Origin of the sequence: Amycolatopsis pithecellobii (genome assembly GCF_009707865.1) — a bacterium.
GTDB lineage: Bacteria > Actinomycetota > Actinomycetes > Mycobacteriales > Pseudonocardiaceae > Amycolatopsis_E > Amycolatopsis_E pithecellobii.
This window is the reverse complement of record NZ_WMBA01000009.1, coordinates 116851-129595: the sequence shown is the minus strand read 5'-3', so window position 1 is coordinate 129595 and position 12745 is coordinate 116851. Positions and strand designations below refer to the sequence as shown.

13 protein-coding genes are annotated in these 12745 nt (G+C 70.8%); 5 read left to right on the top strand and 8 right to left on the bottom strand.

Features of this window, described 5'->3' with window-relative positions:
* Positions 1-30 precede the first annotated feature (30 nt).
* Together wrbA and GKO32_RS09060 are read left to right on the top strand one after the other, a co-directional pair.
* Positions 31-645, top strand: coding sequence for an NAD(P)H:quinone oxidoreductase (gene wrbA, locus GKO32_RS09065; RefSeq protein ID WP_312867702.1), 615 nt, complete (start codon positions 31-33; stop codon positions 643-645).
* Positions 646-700: 55 nt separating this feature from the next.
* Positions 701-1660, top strand: a complete 960-nt coding sequence (locus GKO32_RS09060; protein WP_312867701.1) for an EamA family transporter — start codon at positions 701-703, stop codon at positions 1658-1660.
* 7 nt (positions 1661-1667) lie between these two features.
* Here GKO32_RS09060 and GKO32_RS09055 read toward each other — a convergent pair whose 3' ends face one another.
* From GKO32_RS09055 to thyX, 6 genes are all read right to left on the bottom strand, one after another.
* Positions 1668-3371 (bottom strand): ribonuclease J, encoded by a 1704-nt coding sequence (locus GKO32_RS09055; RefSeq protein ID WP_312867700.1) that lies wholly within the window; start codon positions 3369-3371, stop codon positions 1668-1670.
* The gene (dapA, locus tag GKO32_RS09050) at positions 3368-4381 is read right to left on the bottom strand and encodes a 4-hydroxy-tetrahydrodipicolinate synthase (RefSeq protein ID WP_154756328.1); all 1014 of its coding nucleotides are present in this window, start codon (positions 4379-4381) and stop codon (positions 3368-3370) included. Before dapA ends, GKO32_RS09055 begins: the two co-directional genes overlap by 4 nt.
* Before the next feature lie 129 nt (positions 4382-4510).
* The gene (locus GKO32_RS09045) at positions 4511-5953 is read right to left on the bottom strand and encodes a serine/threonine-protein kinase (protein WP_312867699.1); all 1443 of its coding nucleotides are present in this window, start codon (positions 5951-5953) and stop codon (positions 4511-4513) included.
* 74 nt (positions 5954-6027) lie between these two features.
* Positions 6028-7266: an Nramp family divalent metal transporter gene (locus GKO32_RS09040; protein WP_166459450.1), complete on the bottom strand. Its 1239-nt coding sequence runs from the start codon at positions 7264-7266 to the stop codon at positions 6028-6030.
* Between the two features lie 75 nt (positions 7267-7341).
* Positions 7342-7740, bottom strand: coding sequence for an ACT domain-containing protein (locus tag GKO32_RS09035; protein ID WP_312867698.1), 399 nt, complete (start codon positions 7738-7740; stop codon positions 7342-7344).
* Complete coding sequence (gene thyX / locus GKO32_RS09030) at positions 7737-8489, bottom strand: FAD-dependent thymidylate synthase (RefSeq protein ID WP_312867697.1); 753 nt, start codon at positions 8487-8489, stop codon at positions 7737-7739. The genes GKO32_RS09035 and thyX overlap by 4 nt, the downstream gene beginning before the upstream one ends.
* 115 nt (positions 8490-8604) lie before the next feature.
* On the opposite strand from thyX, the gene GKO32_RS09025 reads away from it, so the two are divergent.
* Positions 8605-9117: a toxin-antitoxin system HicB family antitoxin gene (locus GKO32_RS09025; RefSeq protein WP_154756326.1), complete on the top strand. Its 513-nt coding sequence runs from the start codon at positions 8605-8607 to the stop codon at positions 9115-9117.
* 2 nt (positions 9118-9119) lie between these two features.
* Positions 9120-10025 carry a DUF4097 family beta strand repeat-containing protein gene (locus GKO32_RS09020; RefSeq protein ID WP_312867696.1) on the top strand — a complete coding sequence of 302 codons (906 nt, stop codon included), beginning with the start codon at positions 9120-9122 and terminating at the stop codon, positions 10023-10025.
* Between the two features lie 166 nt (positions 10026-10191).
* On the opposite strand, the gene GKO32_RS09015 is transcribed toward GKO32_RS09020, so the two are convergent.
* The gene (locus GKO32_RS09015; protein ID WP_154756324.1) at positions 10192-10482 is read right to left on the bottom strand and encodes a hypothetical protein; all 291 of its coding nucleotides are present in this window, start codon (positions 10480-10482) and stop codon (positions 10192-10194) included.
* Positions 10483-10602: 120 nt separating this feature from the next.
* Positions 10603-11805 carry a winged helix-turn-helix domain-containing protein gene (locus GKO32_RS09010; protein ID WP_154756323.1) on the bottom strand — a complete coding sequence of 401 codons (1203 nt, stop codon included), beginning with the start codon at positions 11803-11805 and terminating at the stop codon, positions 10603-10605.
* Positions 11806-11917: 112 nt separating this feature from the next.
* Here GKO32_RS09010 and GKO32_RS09005 point away from each other — a divergent pair, with 112 nt between their 5' ends.
* Positions 11918-12475 (top strand): GNAT family N-acetyltransferase, encoded by a 558-nt coding sequence (locus tag GKO32_RS09005; protein WP_154756322.1) that lies wholly within the window; start codon positions 11918-11920, stop codon positions 12473-12475.
* Positions 12476-12745 lie beyond the last annotated feature (270 nt).

Here is a 12745-nt window from a genome sequence, read left to right as displayed (position 1 = left end):
GCCGCCGGTGTAGATCGTTAGGGTGAGCGCGTGAGCACTCGCATCCTCGTGGTCTTCTACAGCGCGACCGGCAACACCGCCGAACTCGCCTCGTCACTCGCCGAAGGCGCCCGGGACGCCGGCGCCGAAGTCCGGTTGCGGACCGTCGCCGAAACCGCGCCCGCGGCGGCGATCGCGACGAACCCCCGCTGGCAGGCCTATGTCGACGCCGGTCCGCACGCCGAACTGGCGACGCTGGAGGATCTGACGTGGGCCGACGGACTCGCGGTCGGCAGCCCGACCCGCTTCGGTGGTCCGGCCGCCCAGTTGAAGGCCTTTTTGGACACCACGGGTGGCTTGTGGGCACAGGGAAAGCTCGCGGACAAGGTCGCCACGTCGTTCACGACGGCGTCCACCGCGCACGGCGGGCTGGAGTCCACGCTGCTGGCGATCAACAACATCTTCTACCACTGGGGCGCGATCGTGATCCCGCTCGGCTACGCCCACCCGCAGCTGATGGACACCGGCAACCCGTACGGCGGTTCGTTCGTCTCGCGCAAGTCCGCGTCGCCGGACAAGGAAGCGCTGGGCGCGCTGCGCATCCAGGGGCACCGGCTCGCGACGATCACCGGGTACGTCGCCGCGGGCCTGCGGACGGCCGGGTGACCGGCTGACAGGAAATTCGGTTCGCCGCCGCGGGTTCGCCCACTAGCCTCGGACGGTGTCGATCGAAGTCCGCGCGGGCACCGCCCTCATCCTGACCTCGTCGTTGTGCTTCGGTGTTTCGGGCACGATCGCGAAGCCGGCGATGCAGGCGGGCCTGTCACCGGAACAGGTCGCCACGGCCCGGATCGCCCTCGCCGCACTGGTCCTGCTGGCCGGTGTCGCGGTGGTCCGCCCGCGCCTGCTACGGGTGCGCCGGGGCGAATGGCCGCTGCTGCTCGGCTACGGACTGCTGGGCGTGGCCGGGGTGCAACTGTGCTTTTTCGTGATGGTGCAACGACTTCCGGTCGGTATCGCGATTCTGCTGGAGTTCGTCTCGCCGGTGCTGATCGCATTGTGGACGCGGTTCGTGCGCCGGGTCCGGCTGCCCGGCGTGATGTGGCTCGGCATCGCGCTCGCCATGCTGGGCCTCGCACTCGTCGCGCAGGTGTGGGACGGGCTGACGATCGACGCCATCGGTCTCCTCGCCGGGCTGGCCGCGGCGGCGTGCTCGGCCGCGTATTTCCTGATCGGCGAGCACGGCGCGACGACCCGCGAGCCGCTCGGCGTGGTCACCTGGGGCATGGTCGCCGGCGCGGTCGCGGTATGCGTGGTGTCGCCGCCGTGGCGGCTGCCCGTCGCGCTGCTGGGCGCGCCGACGACGCTGGGTCCGTGGCGGCCACCGGTGTGGACGCTGCTGGTCGCCGTCGCACTGTTGTCGACCGCACTGGCGTACGCGCTCGGCACGACCGCCCTGCGGCACCTGCCCGCCTCGGTCGCGTCCGTGGTCGGCCTGCTCGAACCGGTCGTCGCGACCGCCAGCGCATGGGCCCTCCTCGGCGAGTCGCTCAGCTGGGTGCAACTGGCCGGCGCGCTCGTCCTGCTCGGCGGTGCGACCATCGTGCAGCTCGTCCACAGTAGACGGAGCACTTCGGCGCAACCTGTTGCCGGGCAGGAATGTCCGGCCGGCGCACCCTAGAACGGCCTCACACGGGGATGACGGTGGGCACGATCATCGGGCGGCGGCGGTAGGTTTCGGCCACCCACCGGCCGACGACGCGGCGGACGGACTGGGCGATGCGGTGGGTGTCGGTGATCCCCTCCGCCTCCGTGCGGGACAGCTCCATCTCGACCAGCGGCACGACCGCGTCGAGCGCCTTCGGGTCGTCGGAGAAACCCCGCCCGGAGATCGTCGGCGTGCCCATCGCGCGCCCGGTGGTCGAGTCCACGACGACGGTGATCGCGATGAACCCGCCCTCGCCGAGGATCAGCCTGTCCGACAAGGTCGACTCGCCGACATCGCCGACCGAAAGCCCGTCGACGTAGACGTGCCCGACCTCGACCCGGCCCGTCGTGCGGGCGCGGCCGTCGATGAGATCCACCACGACGCCGTCCTCGGCGAGCACCACATGCTCCGGCGCCACCCCGGTGCGCACGGCCAGTTCGCCGTTGGCGCGCAGATGCCGCCACTCGCCGTGCACCGGCATCACGTTGCTGGGGCGGATCGCGTTGTACAGGAACAAAAGTTCGCCCGCGGATGCGTGCCCCGACACGTGCACCTTCGCGTTGCCCTGGTGCACGACGGTCGCGCCGAGCCGCACCAACCCGTTGACGACCCCGAAGACGGCGTTCTCGTTGCCCGGGATGAGCGAACTGGCCAGCACGACCGTGTCCCCCGCGCGGATGGAGATCTGCCGATGCTCACCGCGGGCCATCCGCGACAGCGCCGACAGCGGCTCGCCCTGCGAACCCGTCGACACGAACAGCACCTTGGTCTCGGGCAGGTTCACCGCTTCGTCGAGGTCGATCAGCAGGCCGTTCGGGATGTTCAGCAACCCCAGGTCCGCCGCGATGCCCATGTTGCGGACCATCGAGCGACCCACGAACGCCACCCGCTTGCCATGCCGCACCGCCGCGTCGAGCACCTGCTGCACGCGGTGCACGTGGCTGGCGAAGCAGGCCACGATCACCCGCTGCGTCACGCGCCCGATCACGTCGTCGAGCACCGGTCCGATATCGCGTTCCGGCGTGACGAACCCCGGCACCTCGGCGTTCGTCGAGTCGATGCACAGCAGGTCGACGCCTTCGTCACCGAGCCGGGAGAACCCGGCGAGGTCGGTCAGCCGCCCGTCCAGCGGCAACTGGTCGAGCTTGATGTCCCCGGTGTGCAGCACCACCCCGGCCGAGGTGCGGATCGCGACGGCGAGCGCGTCCGGGATGGAGTGGTTGACCGCGAAGAACTCCAGCTCGAACGGTCCGACGGTGCGGCGCTCGGACTCGGTCACCTCGATCAGCTTCGGCCGCTGCCGGTGTTCGCGGCATTTCGCCTCGAGCAGGGCGAGGGTGAACCGGGACCCGTACACCGGCAGGTCCGGCCGCATCCGCAGGAGGAACGGCACGGCGCCGATGTGGTCTTCGTGCCCGTGGGTCAGCACGAGCGCGTCGATGTCGTCGAGCCGGTCCTCGATCGCCCGGAAGTCCGGGAGGATGAGGTCCACGCCGGGCTGGGCGTCCTCGGGGAAGAGCACGCCGCAGTCGACGACGAGCAGCCGGCCGGCGTACTCGAAAACGGTCATGTTGCGGCCGACCTCACCGATGCCGCCCAGCGCGACGACACGCAGGGCACCTTCGGGAAGATCGGGCGGGTTGTTCGTCGGTCCGGGTCCGCTGGGCGGGAAGATCGAGGTCACCGAGGCATGGTCCCAACGCTGGTGTGAGTGGTCGGGGCGACGTAGGCCGCCGCCGAGTCCGCTTGCGCGACCCTGGAACTGTGCCAGTCCCGCTCACGCGCCTCGTCGAGGGGGACCCCTGCCTGGGTCAGGTCGGCCGCGATCGCCTCCACCTGCTCGGCCGAGGCCGGCACGAGCGGCAGCCGCGGGCCGCCGACCTCGCGGCCCCGCATCCGCAGCGCGGTCTTGACGAAGACCACCCCGCCGACCCGCGACATCGCCCGGTAGACCGGCAGCATGCCGCGGTGGTTCGTGCGCGCGGTGGACGTGTCCCCGTCCTCGTAGGCGTCGAGCATCGCGCGGATCCGGCCCGCCACGACATGCCCGATCACGCTGACCACCCCGCAGGCGCCGACCGAGAACCACGGCAGGTTCAGCGCGTCGTCGCCGGAGTAGTAGGCCAGCTGGGTGTTCGCGATGACCTCGCTGCCCGCCAGCAGATCACCCTTGGCGTCCTTGACCGCGAGGATGCGCGGGTGCTCGGCGAGTCGGCGCAACGTGTCGATCTCGATCGGCACGTTCGACCGCGGCGGGATGTCGTAGAGCATCACCGGCAGATCGGTCGCGTCGGCGACGGTGGTGAAGTGTGCCTGGAGCCCGGCCTGCGACGGGCGCGAGTAGTACGGCGTGACGAGCAGAATCCCGTGCGCGCCCGCCTTTTCCGCCTGCTGGGTCAGCTCGACGCTGTGCGCGGTGTTGTAAGTGCCGCCCCCGGCCACCACGGTCGCGCGGTCCCCGACGGCCTCGACCACGGCGCGGATCAGGTCGGCCTTCTCGGCATCACTGGTGGTCGGGCTCTCGCCGGTGGTGCCGTTGAGCACCAAGCCGTCGTTGCCCAGCTCCACCAGGTGCTCGGCGAGCTCCTGCGCCCGCTTGAGGTCAAGGCCACCGTCGGCGTCGAACGGGGTGACCATCGCGGTGAGCACGCGCCCGAATGGCCTGCCGGGCGCTGCGGTAGGAGGAGTGGACATATCGTGACGGTACCTCCTCAGGGTGACGTTCTCCGCGACGACCTGCCGATTCGGCACGATCAGCAGGCGCCCCGGGTGCGGTACCGGAGAATCGCCGGTGCCGGACCCGCGATGCCGTAACTTCTGCTGCTATTTCAGCTCGCCCGCGGTCTGCCCCGTCCACGCCGAGCCGTCGGCCTTGGCGAGCATGCAGTAGACCTTGCGGATGGGCGCGGTCGCGTACTGGTCGTCCTTCTGGGTCCGCCAGGCCTGCGGGGACGGGATGAGCGCCCGGTAGACGAAGCTTTCCCTGACCTGGTCCGGGATCGCGTTCGAATGGAACGTCATCGCACACCGCGTCTCGGCCCAGGCCCGCAGGTTCGACGGGTACGCCGCCTCCACCGCGTCGGAACCGCTGCCGTCGTAAGCCGTGGCGCTGTCGAAGAACTCCGCGTAGTGCAGATCGGCGCAGGTCACCCAGGAGTCGTTGGGAATGCTCTGCTGGCCCTGCACGACGACCGTGACACACGGGTAGCTGCCGAGCTGGAAGTCCGGCAGGTCCCCGCCCGCGCCGTAGGTGAGCGTCGGGCGCAGCGCCGGATCGATGACCGGCCGCGCCCACTGTGCCCCGGCGAGGAAACCGCCGACCAGCAAAGCGACCGCGGCCGCCACCGACACCGCGATCCACAGCGGAGTGCGCGTCCTGGCGGGCTCGGCGGCGACCCGAGTCGGTGCCGGCCAGGCGGCGGGCGGGGTATGGGCGTTCGCGGCCATCGTGAGCAGGTGCTGCGCCTGGGTGGAGGAGATCCGGGCCTCCGGGCTGGCGATCAGCATGCCCATGATCACCGAGGCCAGCGGGCCCTGGGTCCGCGACAGGTACGGCACCTCGTTCATGATCGCGTGCAGGGTCGCCGCGGTGGTGGGGCGCTCGAACGCCAGCGTGCCCTCGACCGCGTAGAACAGCGTCACGCCCAGCGACCACAAGTCCGACGCGGGCACGGCCTCCTTGCCCGCGACCCGCTCGGGAGCCATGAAAGCGGGCGAACCGATGATGGTTCCGCTGACGGTCAGCCGCGGATCGTCCGCCGTCTGCGCGATCCCGAAGTCGGTGAGCTTCACCCGGCCGTTCGGCGCGACCATGATGTTGCTGGGCTTGACATCGCGGTGCACGATCCCGGCGTCGTGCGCGGCCTGCAGCGCGGTGAGCACCTGCTGCGCGATCGACGCGACCTGCGTCGGCGGCAGCGGACCGTGCCGGCTCACCAGCTCCGCGAGCGTCGGCGCCTCGACGAGCTCCATCACGATGTACGTGGCGCCGAACTCGGAGACCACGTCGTAGACCGTGACCACGGCCGGATCGTTGAGCCTGCCGCCGGTGCGGACCTCACGCAGTACACGTTCGCTGTGCACGGTGTCCTCGGCACCCGACGCCAGCCGCAGCTCCTTGATCGCGACCCGGCGCCCGATGACCTGGTCCTCCGCGCGCCACACGATGCCCATGCCGCCCCGTCCGAGCTCACCCAGCAGCACGTACCTTCCGGCGATCACGCGGGGTGCCGGCTGAGTCGCCTGGGTCAGCTGCTCGTTGGTCACGTACGCGGCCTTTCTCCGGGGTCGGACAGCGAGATGCTATTCCGACCCGCCCGGCGCGACGCCGGTTCCCCGCCTCAGCGGGCGAAGGTCAGGTAGATCAGCACGAGATTCAGCACGATGATGACGCCGGCGATGCCCCAGGCGGCGGCCGCGGTGATCCGATGGTTGGCATGCTCGCCCATCACCGCCCGGTCGCTGGTGATGCGCACCAGTGGCACCAGCGCGAACGGGATCCCGAACGACAGCACCACCTGCGAGACCACGAGCGCGCGCGACGGGTCCGCCCCGGCGGCGAGCACCAGGATCGCCGGCGTGAGCGTGATCAACCGCCGCAGCAGCAACGGAATTCGCTTGCGCAGCAAGCCTTGCATGATCATCGCGCCGGCATACGCACCGACCGAGGTGGACGCGAGCCCCGAGGCGAGCAGCCCGACGGCGAACAGCAGCGCGATCCCACCACCGAGCAGCTCGCCGATCGCGGTGTGCGCGCCCGCGATCGAGTCGACGCCCGTCTGCCCGCGCAGCACCGTGGCAGCGAGCAGCACCATGGACAGGTTCACCGCGCCGGCCAGCAACATCGCGAGGCCGACGTCGAACCGGGTCACCCGCAGCAGCCGGGCGAGCAGCCGTCCGGACGGATGGCCGTGGCGGTCACGGGCCAGCCCCGAATGCAGGTACACCGCGTGCGGCATGACGGTCGCGCCCAGCATCGCCGCCGCGATCAGCACGCTCTCCGCACCGTCGAATCGCGGCACCAGACCGCCGAGCACCCCGGGCCCGGACGGCGGTTCGACGAACACGCTGGCCAGGAAGCCGATCGCGATGACGGCCAGCAGCCCCGTGACGACCCGCTCGAACGGGCGTTGGCCGCGCCGGTCCTGCACCAGCAGCAGGCCCATCGACACCACGCCGGTGATCACCCCGCCGGCCAGCAACGGCAGCCGGAACAGCAGGTTCAGCGCGATCGCCCCGCCGACGACCTCGGCCAGGTCGGTGGCGATGGCGACCAGTTCGGCCTGTGCCCAGTAGGCGAGCCTGCCCGCGCGCGGCGTCCGCTCGCGCACCGCCTCGGGCAAGGACATCCCGGTGACCAGGCCCAGTTTCGCCGACAGGTACTGCACGACCGCGGCCATCAGGTTCGCCGCGACGATCACCCAGACCAGCAGGTAGCCGAACTGCGCGCCGGCGCTGATGTTCGACGCGACGTTGCCGGGGTCGACATACGCGATGGCCGCGACGAACGCCGGCCCCAGCAGCATCGACCCGGCCCGCATCCGCGCCAGTCGCGGCCGGACCGTTTCCGTCAGCGCCATGCCCGCACCCCTCGTCGCCCAAACTTGAAGTTTAGGTACCCCGAACTTCAAAGTTCAAGCACGCTGAGATGGAGGTTACGCAGGCAGGTGCACCTCGTGGCCGGCCGCGGTGAGGGCCTCCACGGCACGCGTCAGGTCCCGCTGCTTAACCAGCACGTGGTCGGTGTCGAAGGTGGAGAGCGTGACCAGGGCTATCCCGGCCGAGGCGAGCTCGTTCGCCAGCGCCGCGATGACGCCGGTCAGGGTGAAGGCGAGCGGGCCCCGCACGGTCAGCAGGCGCCAGCCGGCCTCCACCCGCGCACCCTCCGGTGCGTCCGCGGCGGCGCAGATCACCGACAGCTCGCCGCCGGTCCGGGTCACCGAGACCAGACCGTCCCCGTCGGGCGCCAGCAGGCCGGTGGGCACCGGGGCGTCCGCGGCGAGGCGGGCGACCGCGTACTCCGCGGGCTCGACGTCGATCGCAAGCCGCTTCACCCTTCGAGAACCTTGGGGCTGGAGGCGACCTCCGTGCCGTCCGGCAGGGTCGAGATGGTGAAGTCCGCGAACACGTTCCCGGCGGCCTTTTGCAGCTGCCGCAAGCATTCCACGGCCAGCGCGCGGATCTCGACGTCGGCGTGCTCGGTCGCGCGCATCGCGATGAAATGCCGCCACGCGCGGTAGTTACCGGTGACGACGATGCGGGTCTCGGTGGCGTTCGGCAGCACCGACCGCGCCGCCTGCCGGGCCTGTTTGCGGCGCAAGGTGGCGCTCGGCGCGTCGGCGAACTTCTCCTCCAGGCCGGCGAGCAGCTCGTTGTAGGCCTCGACGCTCTTCTGCGCGGCGGCGAGGAACTTCTCGTGCAGCACCGGGTCGTCGGCGATCACGTCGGGCTCGACGAAGGCGGCGTCGCGCTCGGGGACGTAGCGCTGGGAAAGCTGCGAGTAGGAGAAATGCCGGTGGCGGATCAGCTCGTGGGTGAGCGAGCGGGAGATCCCGGTGATGTAGAAGGTGACCGTGCCGTGCTCGAGCACCGACAGGTGCCCAACCTCGATGATGTGGTCGATGTAGCCGGCGTTGGTCGCCGTCTTCGGGTTGGGCTTCTTCCACGACTGGTAGCACGCGCGGCCGGCGAACTCGGCCAGCGCCTGGCCGCCGTCGGCATCGGTGGACCACGGCACGTCGTCCGGCGGGAAGAACTCGGTCTTCGCGATCAACTGCACCTTCGGCGAAACGGTCTCTGCCACGTTCGCACTCCTTCCCCTCGTTCGGCTCTCGCAGCGTAACCGGCGGGGACGACAGTTCCGGGACGACGCCACGTGACACCTTGACTGACACCATCTGTGACGTCATAGTGGTGTCATGGATTTGTCGCCGTACATCGCCGGCCTCCGTGAGGACCTGACCGCGACGGCGTCCGCAGGGGACGAGCAGACCCGGCGGGCGGCGGCGGTGCTCTCGGCAGCGCTGGAACCGGCGGTCCGGCTGGCGCTGATGAACGCGCTCGCCGACCTCGCCGCCGAAGTCACCACGCAACTGCCCGACCATGTCGTCGAGGTGCGTCTCGACGGCCGCGACGTGCGCGTCGTGGTCACCGGCGCCGGCTCGGGCGAAGAGACCGCCCCGCCACCTCCGCCGCCCCCACCCGCACCGGGCGAGGGCAGCGACAACATCGCGCGCATGACGCTGCGCATGGTGGAGCAGATCAAGGGGCAGGCCGAGCAGGCCGCGGCCGCACAGGGGGTCTCGCTCAACACGTTCATCTCGCAGGCGGTCCAGGGCGCGCTGCACGGCGCCGGACTCCCGCAGGGCGAGCGCAAGAGCAAGCCGGGTAGGCAGACCGCCTCGCACTTGCACGGCTGGGTGAAGGGATAATCGTGACCGGAGCACAGGCGGAAGACGTCATTCGCACCGAGACGTTCGCCGCGGAAGGGCCGCTCGATCTCGACGTCAGTGTCACGCTCGGGAAGATCGAGATCGAGCTGACCGCCGAGGAGGGCGAGACGTTCGTGGAGCTGCGGCATGCGCCGCAGGCCGGCGAGCCGTGGGCGCAGGGCGTGACGACCCTGCTGAACTGGGTGAACGAGCGGTTCGGTGACCAGTTCGGCGGGGAGCTGCGCGGAACGCCGGCCGAGGCGGTGGAGCAGACGCGTATCGAGCTGACCGGCAAGCGGCTCGTCGTGCGGGCGCCGAAAGCGTTGCCACTGCGGAACACTCCGATCGCGGTGAAGGTACGGGCACCGGCCGGCTCGTCGCTGGAGATCCGCGCCGGGTCGGCGGACGTGACGGTCACCGGCACGTCCGGACGGGCCGATGTGCTGACCGGAGCCGGCGAGGTGAAGCTGGACCAGACCGAGGGGGCGGCGATCGTGCGCACCGGGTCCGGCGGGATCCAGCTCGGGCCGACGCTCGCCGGGTTGCAGCTGCGGACCGGCAGCGGGAGCGTCGAGGTGGCGTCACTGTCCGGTTCGGCGACGGTGGTGACGGGAACCGGGAACGTGTGGGTCGGCGCCGCGTCGGGCGAGATCATGGCCCGCAGTGGCAGCGGCGACCTGTCCGTGGCCGGCGCGGCGGACGGCTCACTCGAGCTGATCACCGGCTCCGGCGAAATCCGCGTCGGGGTGCGGCCAGGGGTGGCCGCGGAGGTCGACCTGTCGTCCGGCTCCGGGAAGGTGTCCAGCGAGCTGGAGGTCGGTATGGAGCAGCCGGAAGGCGACGTTCCGTTGAAAGTCCGCGCCCGCACGGGGATGGGCGCGGCCGTGATCACCCGCGCGACCGAATAGCTTGTGTTTCATAAGCGGCGGAGCCGCTTGCTGTGGGCCGTCAACTGACACGCTGCTGCCGAATTCTCAGGTGGTTCCTCGCGAGGACAGCGCCGACGTGGTGTATCGGCATACGTTTCCGGGGGATGCGGGGGACGCCTGGCCGGGCGTCCCCCGCATCGTTCGTTCAGCCCGTACGGCCCGGCGTGGGGTTGATCGACAGCGGACTGACCGTGCCGATCGCAACCGCCCGCTCATTGCCCGCCGGCAGCCCGTCGACGCGGAAATTCCCCGGCGGCAGCCCGTCGACGCGGAAATTGCCCCCAGGCAGACCAGCACCCAGTAGCACGCCAGGGCCCTGGCCCGCCAGCGTGGCGGGTACCAAGCCCAGGCCCAGGCTCGTCGCGGCGAGCGCCCCGGCGAGCACGGAACCGGCCACAACCCGGATCCTGCGGCGCGTCAGTTGTGCGGAGTTCATTTCGGATCTCCTCCTTCCGCAAGCGCGTTCACGCTTGCGGCAGCAGTCTCGTCGCGGCCGGCCCGGACGCCCGGCACGACTGCCCGATCGCGACCCTGTTCCGCACGAAAGTCCCCGGCCTCAGGCCTTGCGCAGCGCCGCCGCCAGATCACCTCGCTCCCCGGCCACGACGCCGTCCAGGCTCAGCCACTCCGCCATCACGCGCAGCTCCCGGGCGAGTTCCGCGGCCACCCGCGGCCGGTCGATGTCCGGTTCGCCGAAGGCGCCGTGCACCCGCAGTAGGCCTGCTTCCCGGTCGGATTTCAGGTCCACGCGCGCGACCAGCTCACCGTCCAGCAGGAACGGGAAGACGTAGTACCCGTACTCCCGCTTCGGCTCCGGCACGTAGATCTCGATGCGGTACCGGAAGTCGAACAGCCGCTCCGTCCGCCCGCGCTCCCAGATCAGCGGGTCGAACGGGCACAGCAGGGCCCGTCCGGCGACCTTGCGTGGCGACCGCGCGCCGGAGAACCGGTACGCCGGCGCCCGCCAGGTGCGGACCCGGACGGGCTCCAGCACGCCGGACTCCACCAGGTCCGCGACCGCCTGATGACTGACGTCCGGGCCCAGGCGGTAGTAGTCGCGCAGATCCGGTTCGGTGGCCACGCCGAGCGCCGCGGCCGAGCGGGCGATCAGCTCGCGCGCGCCCTCCTCCGGCGACACCTGGCGCGCCAGGATTTCCGCGGGGACCACCCGCTCGGTCAGGTCGTACAACCGCTCGAACGACCGCCTCGTCCCGGTGGTCAGCTGCCCCATGCCGAAAAGCCATTCGCAGACCTTCTTCACCTCCGACCGGTCCCACCACGGTCCGGGCGTGCGCTTCGACTCCCCTGCGACCTCGCGCTCGATCCCGCCCGCACCGATCGGGCCCTGCTCCTTGACAACGGCGAGGATGTCGTCCACCAGGCCGGGGGTTTGGTCCGCGAGCCGCGCGTAGTTGCGCCACCAGCCGGGGCGCTTGGCGCCTGAGCGCAACAGCGGCCAGTCCTCGACGGGGATCAGGCTGGCTTCGTGCGCCCACGTCTCCACCAGCATCCGCGGCTTGCGCGCGCTGTGCGTCCACGCCGCCTCGTCGATCAGGGTGCGGTCGTAGGCGCCGAGCCGCGAGAACAGCGGCGCGTAGTGCGCCCGCACCGCGACGTTCACCGAGTCCAGCTGGATCAGCTGCACCCGCGACAGCACCCGCTTGAGATGCCGCCGCGTCACCACTTCGGGCCGGGCGTCCGCGAACCCCTGTGCGGCCAGCGCGATCCGGCGCGCCACCGCGATGCTCATCGTGTCCATCGGGAGTCATCGTGCCAGTACCCACCGACAGAAAATGGGGCCGCTATGCGCCGGCCCCTCACCCACCGCCACCCTCAACGGACACGCTTCGCGTGACAGCTACCGTTCTGGCATGAGCACCGCCCGAGTCCGAGCCGCCGTCGTCGCCGACGCGCCGGAGATCGCCCGCATCCAGCGTGTCACCTGGCGCACTGCCTACGCCGATCTGCTGGGTGAGCAGGCCATCGCCGCCCTCGACGAGAGCATCGAACAGCACTGGGCGGAGGCGATCGCACATCCCGCCACGACGGTGTACGTCGCGACGGAAGGCGAGTTCACGGTCGGTTTCTGCGTGGCCGGGCCCGCGCCCGAGGACGAGGTGGCGAACGCGTCGGGCACGCTCCCCGAGGACGCCGACCGCACCGGCCTGATCGCGACGCTGCTCGTGGAACCCCGCTGGGGCCGCCGCGGTCACGGCGGGCGCCTGCTCGCGGACGCCGCGCGGGGACTCCGTCAGCGCGGCGCCGAACGCGGCATCAGCTGGGTCGCCGAGTCGGACTCGGCGTCACTGTCCTTCTTCCGCCGCGCCGGCTGGCGTCCGGACGGGACGGTGCGCACCCTCGACACCGGCGAGCGCCGGCTCCGCGAGCTCCGTCTGACGGGGCAGCTCGACCTCGAGCTGGCCGGCTGACCGCCTGCCCCGGAACCACCGCACCGTCATCACCACCAGGAAGATCACCGCGATGATCTGGTAGCTCGACCCTGCGACCTTCTGCGCGAAACTCCAGATCTGGTACTCCAGCGGCACCTGGTAGTGCGGCGCCAGCCAGAGGATCAGCACGCCGGCCCAGCCCGAGAACAGCAGCCAGAACTTGTGCCGCTGGTATCCCATGACCATGATCAGCGCGGCCGTGGGCAGCGCGAGAACCCAGTGGTGCGACCAGGAAATCGGCGACACCAG